Genomic DNA, 18,801 nt, shown 5'->3' on the forward strand with positions numbered 1-18,801 from the left:
GAATCAGCTGATTACAGACGCATCGGCATGACAACGTAAGCCGAATCGTCATTGTCGGACTCTTGCACCAGCGCACTGCTGTTGGAGTCGGACAGGATCAGACGAACCTGCTCGGTGGTCATCACGCCCAGCACGTCCAGCAGATAGCTGACGTTGAAGCCGATTTCCAGGGAGCCGCCGTTGTATTCCACGCCTACTTCTTCTTCCGCTTCTTCCTGCTCCGGGTTGTTGGCCTGGATCTTCAACTGACCGCTGGCCAGTTGCAGACGGATACCGCGGTACTTCTCGTTGGACAGAATCGCGGTACGGCTGAACGCTTCACGCAGCGCCTGACGATCGCCCAGTACCAGCTTGTCGCCACCTTTTGGCAGAACGCGCTCGTAGTCCGGGAACTTGCCGTCGACCAGTTTCGAGGTGAAGGTGAATTCGCCGGTGGTCGCACGGATGTGGTGCTGGCCCAGGACGATGCTGACGTTGCCGTCCGGCTCGGTGAGCAGACGTGCCAGTTCGAGAATACCTTTGCGCGGCACGATCACCTGGTGGCGATCCTGCTGGCCGATGTCGGCCTGCATCGAGCACATGGCCAGACGGTGACCGTCGGTAGCCACGGCACGGATCACACCGGTCGACACTTCCAGCAACATGCCGTTGAGGTAGTAACGCACGTCCTGCTGGGCCATGGCGAAACTGGTGCGTTCGATCAGGCGACGCAGCTTGCTCTGTTCCAGACTGGTAGTCAGCGACCCCGGGCCTTCTTCCACAGTCGGGAAGTCGTTGGCCGGCAGCGTCGAGAGGGTGAAGCGGCTACGGCCGGCTTTCACCACCAGCTTCTGCTCGTCGACCTTGATGTCGATCAGCGCATCGTTCGGCAGGCTCTTGCAGATGTCCATCAGCTTGCGCGCCGGCACGGTGATGGAACCTGTTTCAGCCGGCTCCTCGAGTTGCACGCGACCGACCAGCTCGACTTCCAGGTCGGTACCGGTCAGCGACAGTTGTTGGCCATCGACAACCAGCAGCACGTTGGACAGTACCGGCAAGGTCTGTCGGCGCTCGACGACGCCTGCGACCAGTTGCAGGGGTTTCAACAGGGCTTCGCGTTGAATGGTGAAATGCATGGTCTAGTCCCTTGCCTTAATAAGCTGCGCTGGTGTTCATCAAGTGGTCAGTGTACGCAGCAGGTTCTTGTAGTCCTCGCGGATGTCCGCGTCGGATTCCTTAAGTTCGTTGATCTTGCGGCAGGCGTGCAACACGGTCGTGTGGTCGCGGCCGCCAAACACATCGCCGATTTCCGGCAGGCTGTGGTTGGTCAGTTCCTTGGACAATGCCATGGCCACCTGACGCGGACGAGCGACCGAACGCGAGCGGCGTTTGGACAGCAAGTCGGAGATCTTGATCTTGTAGTACTCGGCGACTGTGCGCTGAATGTTATCCACAGAGACCAGTTTGTCCTGCAGCGCCAAGAGGTCTTTCAGGGATTCGCGAATCAACTCGATGGTGATGTCGCGGCCCATGAAGTGCGAGTGGGCGATCACGCGTTTCAGCGCGCCTTCCAGCTCACGGACGTTAGAGCGAATGCGCTGGGCAATGAAGAACGCCGCATCGTGTGGCAACTCGACTTTGGCCTGGTCGGCCTTCTTCATCAAGATCGCTACGCGGGTTTCCAGCTCCGGCGGCTCGACGGCAACCGTCAGGCCCCAGCCGAAGCGGGATTTGAGGCGCTCTTCAAGGCCTTCGATTTCTTTCGGGTAGCGGTCACTGGTGAGAATGACCTGCTGGCCACCTTCAAGCAGGGCGTTGAAGGTGTGGAAAAACTCTTCCTGGGAACGTTCCTTGCGGGCGAAGAACTGAATGTCGTCGATCAGCAGAGCGTCCACCGAACGGTAGAAACGCTTGAACTCGTTGATCGCGTTCAGTTGCAGCGCCTTGACCATGTCAGCCACGAAACGCTCGGAATGCAAGTACACGACCTTGGCATTCGGGTTCTTCTTTAATAGGTGGTTACCCACCGCGTGCATCAAGTGAGTCTTACCAAGACCTACGCCTCCATAAAGGAAGAGCGGGTTGTAGCCGTGCTTCGGGTTGTCTGCCACTTGCCAGGCCGCCGCACGAGCGAGCTGGTTGGATTTACCTTCGACGAAGTTTTCGAAGGTGAAGGTGCGGTTGAGGTAGCTGGTGTGCTTGAGCGCGCCTTCGACCTGCACGGTGCGCTGTTCGGCGCGAACCGGCGCCTGTTGCGAAGCGGCACCAGCCATCGGATCGAAGCTGTCACGGGACGGTTCTTCACTGATTTCTTCGGTTTTCTGCGTCGAACGCTTGGTCGGTGCAGGCGTATGGGCTGGCGCTGGTGCGCTGGCCGGCGCCGCGTTGGCCTGAGCCTGGGACACTTGCGCAGCAGCCAATGGCGCATTCGGTGCGGCACGCGGTGCCGAACTGCGTTTGCTGCCTATTAACAAGGAGAGCGACGGTGCCAGACCGTTGCCGTGCTCATCCAGCAGTTCAAGGACGCGCCCCAGGTACTTTTCGTTGACCCAGTCCAGAACAAAACGGTTCGGTGCGTAGACGCGCAACTCGTCGCCTTCGGCTTCGACCTGTAGTGGACGGATCCAGGTGTTGAATTGTTGGGCAGGCAGCTCTTCGCGCAAAAGCTCCACGCACTGCTGCCAAAGTTCCACTGACACGGATATCCCCTAAGTTGAAAGCCGGTGAGGCAAAAACAAGCGGCCATTGTAGCGGCCAGTCGTCCACTTATCCACATGCAGGTTGCCCGGTGGACATGATTTATCAATGCGTTAAACGAGAAAAAGGCGACCGACGGTGTGTGTATAAGCTCTGTGGATAACCCTATCTGAGCACACTGGACAACTGGGCGCGAAAGTCGGTGGATAACCAGCCTGTGGATAACAACCCTTTCCACACACAGGTTATCCGACAGCGCAGCACAGGCTGAACACGGTTTTCCACTGTAGTTGTCATTCTCTGTACATCGCTTGAAACAAGGCCTTGAGCAAGTTATCCACAGACAGTGGCGTTCCTAGCTTTTACAAGCTTTACAGAAAAGCTTTAAATAATTCCCTTCTTTATTTTTATCTTTGGCAAACCGGGTAATCAGGTCCCGGCAGCTCCGAAGATCTATTTATAAGGAAACGTTGGTTGGAAATTGACCTATTGGCTTGCTTTCTCTAGAATCCCCGGTCTCTTAAAACGGGGGCCATTCCGGCCCGTTGTGGACGAACCAGGTAACACGACATGAAACGTACTTTCCAACCAAGCACTATCAAACGCGCTCGTACCCACGGTTTCCGTGCTCGCATGGCTACCAAGAACGGTCGTGCCGTACTGTCGCGTCGTCGCGCCAAAGGCCGCGCACGTCTGGCAGTTTGATAATCCGGCACTGGAGGTGAGTCAGGACTTCAGTCGGGAAAAGCGTCTGCTTACTCCCCGGCATTTCAAGGCAGTCTTTGACTCCCCTACCGGCAAGGTTCCGGGGAAAAATCTCCTGCTCCTTGCGCGCAACAACGATCTCGATCACCCCCGTCTCGGGCTGGTTATCGGGAAAAAGAGCGTCAAGCTCTCCGTCGAGCGCAATCGCCTCAAACGTCTGATGCGCGAATCGTTTCGCCTGCACCAGGATTCACTGGTCGGCTGGGACATTGTTATCGTCGCGCGCAAAGGTTTGGGTGACGTAGAAAACCCCGAATTGATTCAGCATTTCGGCAAACTCTGGAAGCGTCTGGCACGCAACAAGCCGGTACCAGCAGTCAAAACCGAAACTGTAGGGGTAGACAGTCCAGATGCGTAAACTGGCACTCGTTCCGATCCAGTTTTATCGCTATGCCATTAGTCCCCTGATGGCCAGTCACTGTCGTTTCTACCCCAGTTGTTCTTGCTACGCGTATGAAGCCATCGAAAATCATGGCCTTCTGCGCGGTGGCTGGCTGACCTTTCGTCGTTTAGGTCGCTGTCATCCGTGGAATTCCGGTGGTTATGACCCGGTTCCACCTATCCCTACCTCCCGTTCTTCTTCGATGGCCGAGTAATCATGGATATCAAACGCACGATCCTGATCGTCGCCCTGGCAATCGTGTCCTACGTCATGGTCCTTAAATGGAACCAGGACTACGGCCAGGCTGCCCTGCCGACTCAGAATGTTGCTTCCAGTACGACTACATCCGGTTTGCCGGACACCGCCACTGGCAATAACGCCCCCGCCAGTGACGATATTCCGCGTGCCGCAAGCGATACCAGCGCACCTGCCGAAACGCCGGTCGCCGCCAGCAAGGATCTGATCCAGATCAAGACCGACGTGCTCGATCTGTCGATCGATCCACAAGGTGGTGATGTTGCTCAGTTGACCTTGCCGCTGTATCCACGTCGTCAGGATCGTCCGGACGTTCCGTTCCAGCTGTTCGACAACGGTGGCGAACGTACCTATCTGGCACAGAGCGGTCTGATTGGCACCAACGGTCCGGATGCAAACCCGGCCGGTCGCCCGATCTACTCTTCGGAGAAGAAGACTTATCAACTGGCTGACGGTCAGGACCAACTGGTCGTCGACCTGAAATTCAGCAAGGACGGCGTCAATTACATCAAGCGTTTCACTCTGAAACGTGGCCTGTATGACGTGACCGTGACCTATCTGATCGACAACCAGAGCGCTCAGCCTTGGTCCGGTTCGATGTTCGCCCAGCTGAAACGCGACGCCAGCGCCGATCCTTCTTCCACGACTGCTACCGGTACCGCGACCTACCTGGGCGCCGCCCTGTGGACAAGTTCCGAGCCATACAAGAAAGTGTCCATGAAGGACATGGACAAGGCTCAGCTCAAGGAAACCGTCACCGGTGGCTGGGTAGCCTGGCTGCAACACTACTTCGTGACTGCATGGGTTGCTCCGAAGGGCGAAAACAACATCGTCCAGACCCGTAAAGACAGCAAAGGCAACTACATCATCGGTTACACCGGTCCTTCGCTGACCGCTGCACCGGGTGCGAAAGTCGAAACCAGCGCTGTTCTGTACGCCGGTCCGAAAAGCCAGGCGGTGCTGAAAGAGTTGTCCCCTGGTCTGGAATTGACCGTCGACTACGGCATTCTGTGGTTCATTGCCCAGCCAATCTTCTGGCTGCTGCAACATATCCACAGCATCGTCGGCAACTGGGGCTGGTCGATCATCTTCCTGACCATGCTGATCAAAGGGATCTTCTTCCCTCTGTCGGCCGCCAGCTACAAGTCGATGGCCCGCATGCGCGCCGTGGCTCCGAAACTGGCTGCACTGAAAGAGCAACATGGCGATGACCGGCAGAAAATGTCGCAAGCCATGATGGAGCTGTACAAGAAAGAGAAGATCAATCCGCTGGGCGGCTGCTTGCCGATCCTGGTGCAGATGCCGGTTTTCCTTTCCCTGTACTGGGTTCTGCTGGAAAGCGTGGAAATGCGCCAGGCGCCGTTCATGCTGTGGATTACCGACCTGTCGATCAAGGATCCGTTCTTCATCCTGCCGATCATCATGGGCGCGACCATGTTCATCCAGCAGCGTCTGAACCCTACACCTCCGGATCCGATGCAGGCCAAGGTGATGAAAATGATGCCAATCATCTTCACCTTCTTCTTCCTGTGGTTCCCGGCAGGTCTGGTGCTGTACTGGGTTGTGAACAACTGCCTGTCGATTGCCCAACAGTGGTACATCACGCGTAAGATCGAAGCGGCGACGAAAAAAGCCGAGGCGTAACTTACTCTGTGGATAACACCACTCAAAACGCCCCCTAGTGGGGCGTTTTGCTATCTGCCATTTTTGTTCTGGATACCGGTTTATGAGCGCACCTCGTGAAACCATCGCAGCTGTCGCCACCGCCCAGGGCCGTGGCGGCGTGGGCATCGTTCGAATTTCCGGGCCGCTGGCCAGTGTTGCGGCCAAAGCCATCAGCGGCCGCGAGCTGAAACCGCGGTTTGCCCACTACGGCCCGTTCTTCAGTGACAATCAACAGGTGCTGGATGAAGGCCTGGCGCTGTATTTCCCCGGGCCGAACTCGTTCACTGGCGAAGACGTACTGGAACTGCAGGGCCACGGTGGTCCGATCGTCCTCGACATGTTGCTCAAGCGTTGTCTGGAATTGGGCTGCCGTCTCGCGCGGCCCGGTGAGTTCAGCGAAAGAGCATTCCTTAATGACAAACTCGACCTGGCCCAGGCCGAGGCCATTGCCGACCTGATCGAAGCCAGTTCTGCACAGGCCGCGAGAAACGCTCTGCGTTCGTTGCAAGGTGCATTTTCCCAACGTGTGCATAACCTCACCGAACAGCTGATCGGTTTGCGGATTTATGTCGAGGCCGCCATCGACTTCCCGGAAGAAGAAATCGACTTCCTCGCCGATGGCCATGTCCTGAGCATGCTCGACAAGGTTCGTAACGAGTTATCCACCGTATTGCGCGAAGCCGGGCAGGGTGCGTTGCTGCGTGACGGCATGACCGTGGTGATTGCCGGTCGTCCGAATGCCGGCAAATCCAGTCTGCTGAATGCACTGGCCGGCCGTGAAGCCGCGATCGTGACCGAAATCGCCGGTACCACTCGGGATATCCTGCGTGAACATATCCACATCGATGGCATGCCGCTGCATGTCGTGGATACCGCAGGTCTGCGTGATACCGATGATCATGTGGAAAAGATCGGCGTTGAACGAGCGTTGAAAGCCATCGGCGAGGCTGATCGAGTACTGCTGGTCGTCGATGCCACGGCGCCTGAGGCCGCTGATCCGTTCGCCCTGTGGCCGGAATTCCTCGAAACCCGACCGGATCCGGCGAAGGTTACATTGATCCGTAACAAGGCCGATCTCACGGGTGAGCCCATTGCCTTGGAAGTCAGTGACGATGGCCATGTGACGATCAGCCTGAGCGCCAAATCTGCGGGAGAGGGTCTGGATCTGCTGCGTGATCACCTCAAGGCTTGCATGGGCTACGAACAAACATCGGAAAGCAGCTTCAGCGCACGCCGCCGGCACCTGGAAGCCCTGCGTCATGCCAGTGATGCCCTGGAACATGGACGTGCCCAACTGACGTTGGCGGGTGCTGGTGAGCTGCTGGCCGAAAACCTGCGTCAGGCCCAACAGTCTCTTGGGGAAATCACCGGCGCCTTCAGTTCAGATGATTTGCTGGGACGAATCTTTTCCAGCTTCTGCATCGGTAAATAACCCTTCCGTTGTCCACAGACAGGTCCGTTCGCGACCTGTCTGTTCTCCCTCCCTCGTATTTCCTTCCTCCAGTGCCGGACAGATTTCTATTCCTGAGTAGATTTTCCGTGTCCGCAATTCCTTCATTCATCCGATTTCTGTGGATTAAGCCCTGTGAATAACTGCCGCTAAGGGCAGTTGATAACAGGGCCTGAAAACTGAACATAACTGCCGCTGTGGATAACCATCTCATTCATCCACAGGCTTACACCGGTTATCCAAGGGCCTCATGGTCACATGGACACAGGGTTTTGAATCTCTGTACACGTTGAAAATAAAGGTCTGTAGAAATCTATCCACAGAAAGCATGGGCAGTAAGAATAAGCTTTAAAACAAAGGTTTTATAAATTTCTCTCTTTTTTATTCTTTTAATCGCGAGTTATCCACAGCTGGTTAAATTTTGTGCAAAGGGTTCTTTAGGAAGGGCGAAGTCCCTATACTTGCCGACCAGGTCCAGAAACCTGATCTCAAACTATTCCTGAATGACCTACTTAAGCAGGCACGAGGTGCGTGGTGGATTTCCCTTCCCGTTTTGAAGTGATCGTCATCGGCGGCGGTCATGCCGGTACCGAGGCAGCACTGGCCTCAGCACGTATGGGTGCAAAAACCCTTTTGCTGACGCACAACGTGGAAACCCTCGGTGCCATGAGCTGCAACCCGGCCATCGGCGGCATTGGCAAAAGCCATCTGGTCAAGGAAATCGATGCCCTCGGCGGCGCGATGGCCATGGCCACCGATCTGGGCGGTATCCAGTTTCGCGTATTGAACAGCCGCAAAGGCCCGGCCGTACGTGCAACCCGTGCGCAAGCCGACCGTATTCTTTACAAGGCCGCTGTCCGCGAAATTCTGGAAAACCAGCCGAACCTGTGGATATTTCAACAAGCCGCTGACGACCTGATCGTCGAGCAGGAACAAGTACGCGGTGTTGTCACCCAAATGGGTCTGCGTTTCTTCGCGGATTCCGTGGTGTTGACCACCGGTACGTTCCTGGGCGGACTTATCCACATCGGTTTGCAGAATTTTTCCGGCGGTCGTGCCGGAGATCCACCGTCGATCGCCCTGGCGCATCGTCTGCGCGAACTGCCGCTGCGCGTAGGTCGCCTGAAAACCGGTACGCCACCGCGTATCGACGGCAAGTCTGTGGATTTCTCGGTGATGACCGAGCAACCAGGCGATACGCCGATCCCGGTGATGTCGTTCATGGGCAACAAGGAACAGCATCCACGGCAAGTCAGTTGCTGGATCACCCACACCAACGCGCGCACCCACGAAATCATTGCCGCGAACCTCGACCGTTCGCCGATGTATTCCGCTGCAGGCGAAATCGAAGGCATCGGCCCGCGTTATTGCCCGTCGATCGAAGACAAGATCCACCGCTTTGCCGACAAGGAAAGCCATCAGGTGTTCATCGAGCCGGAAGGCCTGACCACCCATGAGTTGTATCCGAACGGGATATCCACAAGCCTGCCGTTCGACGTGCAATTGCAGATCGTGCAATCGATCCGCGGCATGGAAAACGCACACATCGTGCGTCCGGGTTATGCGATCGAGTACGACTACTTCGATCCGCGCGACCTGAAGTACAGCCTGGAAACCAAAGTCATCGGCGGTCTGTTCTTCGCTGGCCAGATCAACGGCACCACCGGTTACGAAGAAGCCGGTGCTCAGGGGTTGCTGGCTGGCGCGAACGCTGCACTGCGTGCGAAAGGCAAAGAAGCCTGGTGCCCGCGTCGCGATGAAGCGTACATCGGGGTATTGGTCGACGACCTGATCACCCTCGGTACCCAAGAGCCGTACCGCATGTTCACTTCCCGCGCCGAGTACCGCCTGATCCTGCGTGAGGACAATGCGGACCTGCGTCTGACCGAAAAAGGTCGCGAACTGGGTCTGGTCGATGATGCGCGCTGGGCGGCGTTCTGCAAGAAACGTGAAAGCATCGAACTCGAAGAGCAGCGCCTGAAAAGCACCTGGGTTCGCCCGGGCACTCAGCAGGGCGATGCGATTGCCGAGAAGTTCGGCACGCCGCTGACTCACGAATACAACTTGCTCAATCTCTTGAGCCGTCCGGAAATCGACTACGCTGGTCTGGTCGAAGTGACCGGACTTGGCGCCGAAGATCCACAGGTGGCCGAACAGGTCGAGATCAAGACCAAATACGCCGGTTACATCGACCGTCAACAGGACGAAATCGCCCGTCTGCGCGCCAGCGAAGACACGAAACTGCCTGTGGATATCGATTACACCAACATTTCCGGTCTCTCCAAGGAGATCCAGAGCAAGCTGGGCGCCACGCGTCCCGAGACGCTTGGCCAGGCTTCGCGGATCCCCGGCGTGACCCCGGCAGCGATTTCGCTGTTGATGATTCACTTGAAAAAACGCGGCGCGGGCCGTCAGTTGGAGCAAAGCGCTTGAGTTCTAAGGTCACCTCGCAACACGCCGAAGAGTTATCCACAGGAGCCCGCACGCTCGGTGTCAATCTCACTGAAACCCAGCACGAATTGCTGCTGGGTTATCTGGCCCTGTTGATCAAATGGAACCAGGCCTACAACCTGACCGCCGTTCGCGATCCGGACGAAATGGTGTCCCGTCACTTGCTCGATAGCCTCAGCGTGATGTCGTTCATCGAAAACGGCCGCTGGCTGGATGTCGGCAGCGGCGGCGGCATGCCAGGGATCCCTCTGGCGATCCTGTATCCGGACTCGCAAGTGACCTGCCTGGACAGCAACGGCAAGAAAACCCGCTTCCTGACCCAGGTCAAACTCGAACTCAAACTGGATAACCTGCAAGTTATCCACAGTCGCGTCGAAGCGTTTCAGCCTGCACAGCCGTTCAACGGGATCATTTCCCGGGCGTTCAGCAGCATGGAGAACTTCACCAACTGGACTCGCCACCTCGGCGACGCCGATACGCGCTGGCTGGCAATGAAGGGCGTTCATCCGGCCGATGAGCTGGTAGCATTGCCGGCAGACTTCAAACTCGATAGCGAACACGCCCTGGCCGTACCCGGTTGCCAAGGCCAACGCCATCTGCTGATACTGCGCCGCACGGCATGATTGGGAACACAAGCAAGAATGGCTAAGGTATTCGCGATAGCGAACCAGAAGGGTGGTGTGGGCAAGACCACCACCTGTATCAACCTCGCAGCATCCCTGGTCGCGACCAAGCGCCGGGTGCTGTTGATCGATCTTGATCCACAGGGCAACGCCACCATGGGTAGCGGTGTGGATAAACATGGCCTGGAAAACTCGGTCTACGACCTCCTGATCGGCGAATGCGATCTGGCCCAGGCCATGCATTATTCGGAACACGGCGGTTATCAACTGCTCCCGGCCAACCGCGACCTGACGGCGGCCGAAGTGGTGTTGCTGGAAATGCAGATGAAGGAAAGCCGTCTGCGCAGCGCGCTGGCGCCGATTCGTGAAAACTACGATTACATCCTGATCGACTGCCCGCCGTCGCTGTCGATGCTCACACTGAACGCACTCGTCGCCGCTGACGGGGTCATTATCCCCATGCAGTGCGAGTACTTTGCGCTCGAAGGTCTGAGCGACCTTGTGGATAACATCAAGCGCATCGCCGAACTGCTGAACCCGAACCTGAAAGTCGAAGGCCTGCTGCGGACCATGTACGACCCGCGCCTGAGTCTGATGAACGACGTCTCGGCCCAGCTCAAGGAACACTTTGGCGATCAGCTGTACGACACGGTGATCCCGCGCAACATCCGTCTGGCTGAAGCCCCGAGCTACGGCATGCCGGCGCTGGCCTACGACAAGCAATCGCGTGGCGCGCTGGCCTATCTGGCCCTGGCGGGCGAGATGGTTCGCCGTCAGCGCAAAAATTCACGCATCGCCGCCGCTCAGCCAACTTAAGGAATCCCCATGGCCGTCAAGAAACGAGGTCTCGGACGAGGACTGGATGCACTGCTGAGCGGTCCGACTGTCAGCTCGCTGGAAGAACAAGCGGCGCAGGCCGACAGCCGTGAGTTGCAGCACCTGCCGCTGGACCTGCTGCAGCGCGGCAAGTATCAGCCACGCCGGGACATGGATCCGCAGGCGCTGGAAGAGCTGGCGCAGTCGATCAAGGCCCAGGGCGTAATGCAGCCGATCGTGGTTCGCCCGATTGGTGGTGGTCGTTTTGAAATCATTGCCGGCGAACGTCGCTGGCGCGCCAGTCAGCAGGCCGGCCAGGAAACCATTCCTGCGATGGTCCGCGACGTGCCGGATGAAACGGCGATCGCCATTGCGCTGATCGAGAACATCCAGCGCGAAGACCTGAACCCGATTGAAGAAGCGGTGGCCCTGCAGCGCCTGCAGCAGGAATTCCAGCTTACTCAACAACAGGTTGCCGAGGCTGTGGGTAAGTCCCGCGTCACCGTGGCCAACCTGTTGCGCCTGATTGCGCTGCCGGAAGTGATCAAGACCATGTTGTCCCACGGCGACCTGGAGATGGGTCATGCCCGTGCATTGCTCGGTCTGCCGGACAATCAGCAGGTGGAAGGGGCGCGACATGTTGTCGCACGCGGTCTCACCGTGCGCCAAACTGAGGCACTGGTTCGCCAATGGTTGAGTGGCAAACCGGAGCCGGTAGAGCCTGCCAAACCTGACCCGGATATCGCCCGCCTCGAACAGCGTCTGGCCGAGCGCCTAGGCTCTGCGGTGCAGATCCGCCACGGCAAGAAGGGAAAGGGTCAGTTGGTGATCGGTTACAACTCCCTCGACGAGCTTCAAGGTGTGCTCGCACACATCCGCTGAAACAATTCCTCTTGTAGCGCGCAGTCGGAAATCACTACCTGACAGTTGAATAGGGGCAGAACCGCCCCTATACTCTGCGCGCATTTTGTCGGCACAAATTATGCCAAGTTATTGAATTTCGGCAGCCGACCATTGGAGAGCAATAGTGATGGAAACCCGCAAGCCAAACCGCCTGCCGTTCCATCGCCTGGCGGTTTTTCCGGTGTTGATGGCTCAATTTGTCATTTTGCTCATTGGCGCTTTGGCGCTCTGGCAATGGCACGGAGTCGTTGCCGGATACTCGGGACTTTGCGGAGGCCTGATAGCCTTGCTGCCCAATGTTTATTTCGCTCACAAGGCATTTCGGTTTTCCGGCGCCCGAGCAGCCCAGTCCATCGTCCGGTCTTTCTATGCCGGCGAGGCAGGCAAACTGATTTTGACGGCAGTGCTGTTTGCACTGGTGTTTGCAGGTGTGAAGCCACTGGCGCCGATCGCTGTATTCGGCGCCTTCGTGCTGACTCAGTCGGTCAGCTGGTTCGCTCCCCTGCTGATGAGAACAAGACTTTCGAGACCTTAGGGCGTTTGAGGCAACCATGGCAGAAACAACCGCTTCGGGCTATATCCAGCACCACTTGCAGAACCTGACCTTCGGTCAGCTACCCAACGGCGGCTGGGGCTTTGCCCACACCGCAGCAGAAGCCAAGGAAATGGGCTTCTGGGCTTTCCACGTCGATACTCTCGGCTGGTCGGTCGCGCTGGGTCTGATCTTCGTTCTTCTTTTCCGCATGGCGGCCAAGAAGGCGACTTCCGGTCAGCCGGGTGCACTGCAGAACTTCGTTGAAGTCCTGGTCGAATTCGTCGATGGCAGCGTGAAAGACAGCTTCCATGGCCGTAGCCCGGTGATCGCACCGCTGGCACTGACCATCTTCGTCTGGGTGTTTCTGATGAACGCCGTCGATCTGGTACCGGTCGACTGGATTCCTCAGCTGGCCATCCTGATCTCCGGCGATCACCACATCCCGTTCCGCGCCGTGTCGACTACCGACCCGAACGCGACCCTGGGCATGGCGTTCTCGGTTTTCGCACTGATCATTTTCTATAGCATCAAGGTCAAGGGCCTCGGCGGCTTCATCGGCGAGCTGACCCTGCACCCGTTCGGCAGCAAGAACATCTTCGTTCAGGCTCTGCTGATCCCGGTGAACTTCCTGCTGGAATTCGTGACCCTGATCGCCAAACCGATCTCTCTGGCTCTGCGTCTGTTCGGCAACATGTATGCCGGCGAGCTGGTGTTCATCCTGATCGCTGTGATGTTCGGCAGCGGCCTGCTCTGGCTGAGCGGCCTGGGTGTTGTCCTGCAGTGGGCGTGGGCTGTGTTCCACATCCTGATCATCACCCTGCAGGCGTTCATCTTCATGATGCTGACCATCGTTTACCTGTCGATGGCGCACGAAGAAAACCATTAAGACCAGTCTCGACTAGTCTGATGTCCTTCCCGGTCAAACGGGAAGGGGCTCCTCACGGGGCACCATGAAACGATTTGTTTTACCGCTTTAATCTAAAAAACCTAAACCATACGACGTAAAAGTCGGGAGGAAAGATGGAAACTGTAGTTGGTCTAACCGCTATCGCTGTTGCACTGTTGATCGGCCTGGGCGCACTGGGTACCGCAATTGGTTTCGGCCTGCTGGGCGGCAAGTTCCTGGAAGGCGCAGCGCGTCAGCCAGAAATGGTTCCAATGCTGCAAGTTAAAATGTTCATCGTTGCCGGTCTGCTCGACGCCGTAACCATGATCGGTGTTGGTATCGCTCTGTTCTTCACCTTTGCGAACCCGTTCGTTGGTCAGATCGCTGGCTAATCATTCGGATCTCCGAGTGATTTGGTGTGATGGACAACGTAACTGCGAGGTGTTGGCGTGAACATTAATGCGACCCTGATTGGCCAGTCCGTTGCGTTCCTGATTTTTGTACTGTTCTGCATGAAGTTCGTATGGCCTCCGGTCATCGCAGCTCTGCACGAACGTCAAAAGAAGATCGCTGATGGTCTGGACGCTGCCAGCCGTGCAGCTCGCGACCTGGAGTTGGCCCAAGAAAAAGCGGGTCAGCAACTGCGCGAAGCGAAAGCTCAGGCAGCTGAAATCATCGAGCAAGCCAAGAAACGCGGTAACCAGATTGTCGAAGAGGCCGTTGAAAAGGCCCGCATCGACGCTGACCGTGTGAAGGTTCAGGCTCAAGCCGAGATCGAACAGGAACTGAACAGCGTCAAAGACAAGCTGCGCGCCCAAGTGGGCTTGCTGGCTGTCGGCGGCGCCGAGAAGATCCTGGGTGCCACAATCGATCAAAACGCGCACGCAGAGCTGGTTAACCAACTGGCTGCTGAAATCTAAGCGAGGGCGATCATGGCAGAACTGACCACGTTGGCCCGACCTTACGCTAAGGCGGCCTTCGAGCACGCTCAGGCCCACCAGCAACTGGCCAATTGGTCAGCCATGCTCGGCCTGGCAGCAGCGGTGTCGCAAGACGACACCATGCAGCGCGTGCTCAAGGCCCCGCGACTGACGAGCGCAGAAAAGGCCGCCACGTTCATTGACGTGTGCGGCGACAAGTTTGATGCCAAGGCACAGAACTTCATCAATGTCGTTGCCGAAAACGACCGTCTCCCGCTTCTGCCGGAGATCGCCGCTCTGTTTGACCTGTACAAGGCCGAGCAAGAGAAATCGGTAGACGTTGAAGTGACCAGTGCTTTTGCATTGAACCAAGAACAGCAAGACAAACTCGCCAAGGTTCTCAGTGCACGACTCAACCGGGAAGTGCGCCTGCAAGTCGAGGAAGACAGCTCCCTTATCGGGGGGGTGGTCATCCGCGCCGGCGACCTGGTTATCGATGGCTCGATTCGCGGCAAAATCGCGAAACTTGCCGAAGCATTGAAATCTTGAGTTTGAAGGGGCAGCAGAGCAATGCAGCAACTCAATCCTTCCGAAATAAGTGAAATTATCAAGGGCCGCATCGAAAAGCTCGATGTGACCTCCCAAGCCCGTAACGAAGGCACTGTCGTCAGCGTATCTGACGGTATCGTGCGGATTCACGGTCTGGCCGACGTCATGTACGGCGAGATGATCGAGTTTCCGGGCGGCGTCTACGGTATGGCCCTCAACCTGGAGCAAGACTCCGTAGGTGCCGTTGTACTGGGCGCATACACGACTCTGGCTGAAGGCATGAGCGCCAAGTGCACCGGCCGCATCCTCGAAGTTCCGGTTGGTAAGGAACTGCTGGGTCGCGTTGTCGACGCACTGGGTAACCCTGTTGACGGCAAAGGTCCACTGGGCAACACCGAGACCGACGCGGTCGAGAAAGTTGCTCCGGGCGTGATCTGGCGTAAGTCGGTAGACCAGCCTGTACAGACTGGCTACAAGGCTGTCGATGCCATGATCCCTGTCGGCCGTGGCCAGCGTGAGCTGATCATCGGTGACCGTCAGATCGGTAAAACCGCTCTGGCGATCGACGCGATCATCAACCAGAAAGACAGCGGCATTTTCTGCGTCTACGTGGCAATCGGTCAGAAGCAATCGACCATCGCCAACGTGGTTCGCAAGCTGGAAGAAAACGGTGCACTGGCTAACACCATCATCGTTGCAGCGAGCGCTTCGGAATCTGCAGCACTGCAATTCCTGGCTCCGTACTCCGGTTGCACCATGGGTGAATTCTTCCGCGACCGCGGTGAAGACGCGCTGATCGTTTATGACGATCTGTCCAAGCAAGCAGTGGCTTACCGCCAGATTTCCCTGCTGCTGCGCCGTCCACCAGGCCGTGAAGCTTACCCAGGCGACGTGTTCTATCTCCACTCCCGTCTGCTGGAGCGCGCATCCCGCGTTTCCGAAGAGTACGTAGAGAAGTTCACCAACGGCGCAGTGACCGGCAAAACCGGTTCCCTGACCGCACTGCCGATCATCGAAACCCAGGCTGGCGACGTTTCCGCGTTCGTTCCGACCAACGTGATTTCCATCACCGACGGTCAGATCTTTCTGGAATCGGCCATGTTCAACTCGGGCATCCGCCCTGCAGTGAACGCCGGTGTTTCGGTATCCCGTGTGGGTGGTGCCGCTCAGACTAAGATCATCAAGAAGCTGTCCGGTGGTATCCGTACCGCTCTGGCTCAGTACCGTGAACTGGCGGCATTCGCCCAGTTCGCTTCTGACCTGGACGAAGCGACCCGCAAGCAACTTGAGCATGGTCAGCGCGTTACCGAGCTGATGAAGCAGAAGCAATACGCGCCAATGTCGATCGCCGACATGTCGCTGTCGCTGTATGCCGCTGAGCGTGGGTTCCTGACCGACATCGAAATCACCAAGATCGGCAGCTTCGAACAAGCGCTGATCGCTTTCTTCAACCGCGATCACGCCGATTTGATGGCCAAGATCAACGTTAAAGGTGACTTCAATGACGAAATCGACGCTGGCCTGAAGGCTGGTATCGAGAAGTTCAAGGCCACCCAAACCTGGTAAGCCGCAGCGGGAGCCGCAAGGCTCCCGCTTGCTAACCTGATAGGTGTTACATGGCAGGCGCAAAAGAGATTCGCAGTAAGATTGCGAGCATCAAAAGCACGCAAAAAATTACCAGCGCCATGGAAAAAGTGGCGGTCAGCAAAATGCGCAAGGCACAAATGCGCATGGCTGCTAGCCGTCCTTATGCGGAGCGTATCCGCCAGGTAATTGGGCATCTGGCCAACGCCAACCCGGAATACCGCCACCCGTTCATGATCGATCGCGAAGTAAAGCGCGTCGGTTATGTCGTAGTGAGCAGTGACCGTGGTCTGTGCGGCGGCTTGAACACCAACCTGTTCAAGGCCCTGGTCAAGGACATGGCGGTAAACCGCGAAAACGGCGTCGAGATCGATCTGTGTGTCGTTGGTAGCAAGGGTGCGGCCTTTTTCCGCAACTTCGGCGGTAACGTCGTTGCAGCTATCAGCCACCTGGGTGAAGAGCCGTCGATCAATGATCTGATCGGCAGCGTCAAGGTGATGCTGGATGCCTATCTGGACGGCCGTATTGACCGCCTGTCCGTGGTATCCAACAAGTTCATCAACACCATGACGCAACAGCCTACCGTGGAGCAGTTGATTCCACTGGTGGCGACCCCGGATCAAGAACTCAAGCACCACTGGGACTACCTCTACGAACCAGACGCCAAAGAGCTGCTTGACGGCTTGATGGTGCGTTACGTGGAGTCGCAGGTGTACCAGGCGGTGGTCGAGAACAACGCGGCTGAACAGGCTGCGCGGATGATCGCGATGAAGAACGCTACCGACAACGCCGGTGATTTGATCAGCGATTTGCAGCTGATCTACAACAAGGCGCGTCAGGCTGCGATCACCCAAGAGATCTCGGAAATCGTCGGCGGCGCTGCCGCGGTTTAACGGTTCAAATATTCAGAGGATCCAGCTATGAGTAGCGGACGTATCGTTCAAATCATCGGCGCCGTTATCGACGTGGAATTTCCACGCGACAGCGTACCGAGCATCTACGACGCCTTGAAGGTTCAAGGCGCCGAAACCACTCTGGAAGTTCAGCAGCAGCTGGGCGACGGCGTGGTTCGTACCATTGCGATGGGCTCCACCGAAGGCTTGAAGCGCGGTCTGGACGTCAACAACACTGGCGCAGCCATCTCCGTACCGGTCGGTAAAGCGACTCTGGGCCGGATCATGGACGTACTGGGCAACCCGATCGACGAAGCTGGCCCGATCGGCGAAGAAGAGCGCTGGGGTATCCACCGCGCCGCTCCTTCCTTCGCTGAACAAGCCGGTGGCAACGAGCTGCTGGAAACAGGCATCAAGGTTATCGACCTGGTTTGCCCGTTCGCCAAGGGCGGTAAAGTCGGTCTGTTCGGTGGTGCCGGTGTAGGCAAGACCGTAAACATGATGGAACTGATCCGTAACATCGCCATCGAGCACAGCGGTTATTCCGTGTTCGCCGGTGTGGGTGAGCGTACTCGTGAGGGTAACGACTTCTACCACGAGATGAAGGACTCCAACGTTCTCGACAAGGTAGCCCTGGTCTACGGTCAGATGAACGAGCCACCGGGAAACCGTCTGCGCGTAGCGCTGACCGGTCTGACCATGGCCGAGAAGTTCCGTGACGAAGGTAACGACGTTCTGCTGTTCGTCGACAACATCTATCGTTACACCCTGGCCGGTACCGAAGTATCCGCACTGCTGGGCCGTATGCCTTCGGCAGTAGGTTACCAGCCGACCCTGGCTGAAGAGATGGGCGTGCTGCAAGAGCGCATCACTTCGACCAAGCAAGGTTCGATTACTTCGATCCAGGCCGTATACGTACCAGCGGACGACTTGACTGACCCGTCGCCAGCGACCACGTTTGCTCACCTGGACGCCACCGTCGTTCTGTCCCGTGACATCGCTTCTCTGGGTATCTACCCGGCGGTAGACCCACTGGACTCGACTTCGCGTCAGCTGGACCCGAACGTGATCGGCAACGATCACTACGAGACCGCTCGTGGTGTTCAGTACGTGCTGCAGCGTTACAAAGAGCTGAAGGACATCATCGCGATCCTGGGTATGGACGAGCTGTCGGAAGCCGACAAGCAGTTGGTAAACCGTGCTCGTAAGATCCAGCGCTTCTTGTCGCAGCCGTTCTTCGTGGCTGAAGTCTTCACCGGTGCTTCGGGTAAATACGTTTCCCTGAAAGACACCATTGCTGGCTTCAAAGGCATCCTCAACGGTGACTACGACCACCTGCCAGAACAAGCGTTCTACATGGTCGGCGGCATCGAAGAAGCGATCGAGAAAGCCAAGAAACTGTAATCCAGGCGCCCGGCAACGGGCGCTAATTTAGGTTGAGGCAATCA

General features: G+C 57.2%; 19 protein-coding genes. 17 read left to right on the plus strand and 2 right to left on the minus strand.

The features are described 5' to 3' along the window. Nucleotides 1-11: 11 nt before the first annotated feature. Both dnaN and dnaA read right to left on the minus strand, forming a co-directional pair. Nucleotides 12-1,115 carry a DNA polymerase III subunit beta gene (dnaN, locus tag ACODTD_RS11655; RefSeq protein ID WP_011331733.1) on the minus strand — a complete coding sequence of 368 codons (1,104 nt, stop codon included), beginning with the start codon at nucleotides 1,113-1,115 and terminating at the stop codon, nucleotides 12-14. A 39-nt stretch (nucleotides 1,116-1,154) separates the two neighbouring features. Next, a complete protein-coding gene (gene dnaA / locus ACODTD_RS11660) occupies nucleotides 1,155-2,678 on the minus strand; it encodes a chromosomal replication initiator protein DnaA (protein WP_221615837.1) in 1,524 nt (507 codons plus the stop codon). Between the two features lie 568 nt (nucleotides 2,679-3,246). Between dnaA and rpmH the strand changes: the two genes are divergently transcribed. The 17 genes from rpmH to atpD all read left to right on the plus strand — a co-directional run bounded on the left by rpmH (nucleotide 3,247) and on the right by atpD (nucleotide 18,757). Next, nucleotides 3,247-3,381, plus strand: coding sequence for a 50S ribosomal protein L34 (rpmH, locus tag ACODTD_RS11665; protein ID WP_003213577.1), 135 nt, complete (start codon nucleotides 3,247-3,249; stop codon nucleotides 3,379-3,381). Nucleotides 3,382-3,397: 16 nt separating this feature from the next. Next, entirely contained in the window at nucleotides 3,398-3,799 is a 402-nt protein-coding gene (gene rnpA, locus ACODTD_RS11670; RefSeq protein WP_011336726.1) for a ribonuclease P protein component, read from the plus strand. After that, nucleotides 3,792-4,037 (plus strand): membrane protein insertion efficiency factor YidD, encoded by a 246-nt coding sequence (gene yidD, locus ACODTD_RS11675; RefSeq protein ID WP_221615836.1) that lies wholly within the window; start codon nucleotides 3,792-3,794, stop codon nucleotides 4,035-4,037. Before rnpA ends, yidD begins: the two co-directional genes overlap by 8 nt. 2 nt (nucleotides 4,038-4,039) lie before the next feature. Beyond that, nucleotides 4,040-5,722 (plus strand): membrane protein insertase YidC, encoded by a 1,683-nt coding sequence (yidC, locus tag ACODTD_RS11680; protein WP_489104853.1) that lies wholly within the window; start codon nucleotides 4,040-4,042, stop codon nucleotides 5,720-5,722. Between the two features lie 82 nt (nucleotides 5,723-5,804). Then, nucleotides 5,805-7,175: a tRNA uridine-5-carboxymethylaminomethyl(34) synthesis GTPase MnmE gene (gene mnmE / locus ACODTD_RS11685; RefSeq protein ID WP_489104854.1), complete on the plus strand. Its 1,371-nt coding sequence runs from the start codon at nucleotides 5,805-5,807 to the stop codon at nucleotides 7,173-7,175. A 552-nt stretch (nucleotides 7,176-7,727) separates the two neighbouring features. Beyond that, complete coding sequence (gene mnmG, locus ACODTD_RS11690; RefSeq protein ID WP_011336722.1) at nucleotides 7,728-9,626, plus strand: tRNA uridine-5-carboxymethylaminomethyl(34) synthesis enzyme MnmG; 1,899 nt, start codon at nucleotides 7,728-7,730, stop codon at nucleotides 9,624-9,626. Continuing rightward, nucleotides 9,623-10,267 (plus strand): 16S rRNA (guanine(527)-N(7))-methyltransferase RsmG, encoded by a 645-nt coding sequence (rsmG, locus tag ACODTD_RS11695; RefSeq protein ID WP_201819684.1) that lies wholly within the window; start codon nucleotides 9,623-9,625, stop codon nucleotides 10,265-10,267. Before mnmG ends, rsmG begins: the two co-directional genes overlap by 4 nt. Nucleotides 10,268-10,285: 18 nt before the next feature. After that, nucleotides 10,286-11,083, plus strand: a complete 798-nt coding sequence (locus ACODTD_RS11700; protein ID WP_007954142.1) for a ParA family protein — start codon at nucleotides 10,286-10,288, stop codon at nucleotides 11,081-11,083. 9 nt (nucleotides 11,084-11,092) lie between these two features. Next, entirely contained in the window at nucleotides 11,093-11,965 is an 873-nt protein-coding gene (locus ACODTD_RS11705) for a ParB/RepB/Spo0J family partition protein (RefSeq protein WP_011336720.1), read from the plus strand. A gap of 148 nt (nucleotides 11,966-12,113) precedes the next feature. Next, a complete protein-coding gene (locus tag ACODTD_RS11710; protein WP_201819687.1) occupies nucleotides 12,114-12,521 on the plus strand; it encodes a F0F1 ATP synthase subunit I in 408 nt (135 codons plus the stop codon). 16 nt (nucleotides 12,522-12,537) lie between these two features. Further along, a complete protein-coding gene (gene atpB, locus ACODTD_RS11715) occupies nucleotides 12,538-13,407 on the plus strand; it encodes a F0F1 ATP synthase subunit A (protein ID WP_007954148.1) in 870 nt (289 codons plus the stop codon). 134 nt (nucleotides 13,408-13,541) lie between these two features. Continuing rightward, on the plus strand, nucleotides 13,542-13,799 hold the full coding sequence (gene atpE, locus ACODTD_RS11720) for a F0F1 ATP synthase subunit C (RefSeq protein WP_003097235.1): 258 nt from the start codon (nucleotides 13,542-13,544) through the stop codon (nucleotides 13,797-13,799). Between the two features lie 57 nt (nucleotides 13,800-13,856). Next, nucleotides 13,857-14,327, plus strand: coding sequence for a F0F1 ATP synthase subunit B (locus ACODTD_RS11725; protein WP_011336718.1), 471 nt, complete (start codon nucleotides 13,857-13,859; stop codon nucleotides 14,325-14,327). A gap of 12 nt (nucleotides 14,328-14,339) precedes the next feature. Then, nucleotides 14,340-14,876 carry a F0F1 ATP synthase subunit delta gene (locus tag ACODTD_RS11730; RefSeq protein WP_011336717.1) on the plus strand — a complete coding sequence of 179 codons (537 nt, stop codon included), beginning with the start codon at nucleotides 14,340-14,342 and terminating at the stop codon, nucleotides 14,874-14,876. A gap of 21 nt (nucleotides 14,877-14,897) precedes the next feature. Then, nucleotides 14,898-16,442, plus strand: a complete 1,545-nt coding sequence (gene atpA, locus ACODTD_RS11735; protein ID WP_011336716.1) for a F0F1 ATP synthase subunit alpha — start codon at nucleotides 14,898-14,900, stop codon at nucleotides 16,440-16,442. 50 nt (nucleotides 16,443-16,492) lie between these two features. Next, nucleotides 16,493-17,353 carry a F0F1 ATP synthase subunit gamma gene (atpG, locus tag ACODTD_RS11740; RefSeq protein WP_007954161.1) on the plus strand — a complete coding sequence of 287 codons (861 nt, stop codon included), beginning with the start codon at nucleotides 16,493-16,495 and terminating at the stop codon, nucleotides 17,351-17,353. 27 nt (nucleotides 17,354-17,380) lie between these two features. Next, the gene (gene atpD / locus ACODTD_RS11745; protein WP_007954162.1) at nucleotides 17,381-18,757 is read left to right on the plus strand and encodes a F0F1 ATP synthase subunit beta; all 1,377 of its coding nucleotides are present in this window, start codon (nucleotides 17,381-17,383) and stop codon (nucleotides 18,755-18,757) included. Nucleotides 18,758-18,801 lie beyond the last annotated feature (44 nt).

The sequence above is a fragment of the Pseudomonas sp. FG35 genome (assembly GCF_057809295.1).

Bases quoted from the DNA above. Each gene is read 5' to 3' on its own strand.
- dnaN (WP_011331733.1), bottom strand. From the start codon at position 1,115: ATGCATTTCACCATTCAACGCGAAGCCCTGTTGAAACCCCTGCAACTG.
- rpmH (WP_003213577.1), top strand. From the start codon at position 3,247: ATGAAACGTACTTTCCAACCAAGCACTATCAAACGCGCTCGTACCCAC.
- yidD (WP_221615836.1), top strand. From the start codon at position 3,792: ATGCGTAAACTGGCACTCGTTCCGATCCAGTTTTATCGCTATGCCATT.
- yidC (WP_489104853.1), top strand. From the start codon at position 4,040: ATGGATATCAAACGCACGATCCTGATCGTCGCCCTGGCAATCGTGTCC.
- mnmE (WP_489104854.1), top strand. From the start codon at position 5,805: ATGAGCGCACCTCGTGAAACCATCGCAGCTGTCGCCACCGCCCAGGGC.
- ACODTD_RS11700 (WP_007954142.1), top strand. From the start codon at position 10,286: ATGGCTAAGGTATTCGCGATAGCGAACCAGAAGGGTGGTGTGGGCAAG.
- ACODTD_RS11705 (WP_011336720.1), top strand. From the start codon at position 11,093: ATGGCCGTCAAGAAACGAGGTCTCGGACGAGGACTGGATGCACTGCTG.
- ACODTD_RS11710 (WP_201819687.1), top strand. From the start codon at position 12,114: ATGGAAACCCGCAAGCCAAACCGCCTGCCGTTCCATCGCCTGGCGGTT.
- atpB (WP_007954148.1), top strand. From the start codon at position 12,538: ATGGCAGAAACAACCGCTTCGGGCTATATCCAGCACCACTTGCAGAAC.
- atpE (WP_003097235.1), top strand. From the start codon at position 13,542: ATGGAAACTGTAGTTGGTCTAACCGCTATCGCTGTTGCACTGTTGATC.
- ACODTD_RS11730 (WP_011336717.1), top strand. From the start codon at position 14,340: ATGGCAGAACTGACCACGTTGGCCCGACCTTACGCTAAGGCGGCCTTC.
- atpA (WP_011336716.1), top strand. From the start codon at position 14,898: ATGCAGCAACTCAATCCTTCCGAAATAAGTGAAATTATCAAGGGCCGC.
- atpG (WP_007954161.1), top strand. From the start codon at position 16,493: ATGGCAGGCGCAAAAGAGATTCGCAGTAAGATTGCGAGCATCAAAAGC.
- atpD (WP_007954162.1), top strand. From the start codon at position 17,381: ATGAGTAGCGGACGTATCGTTCAAATCATCGGCGCCGTTATCGACGTG.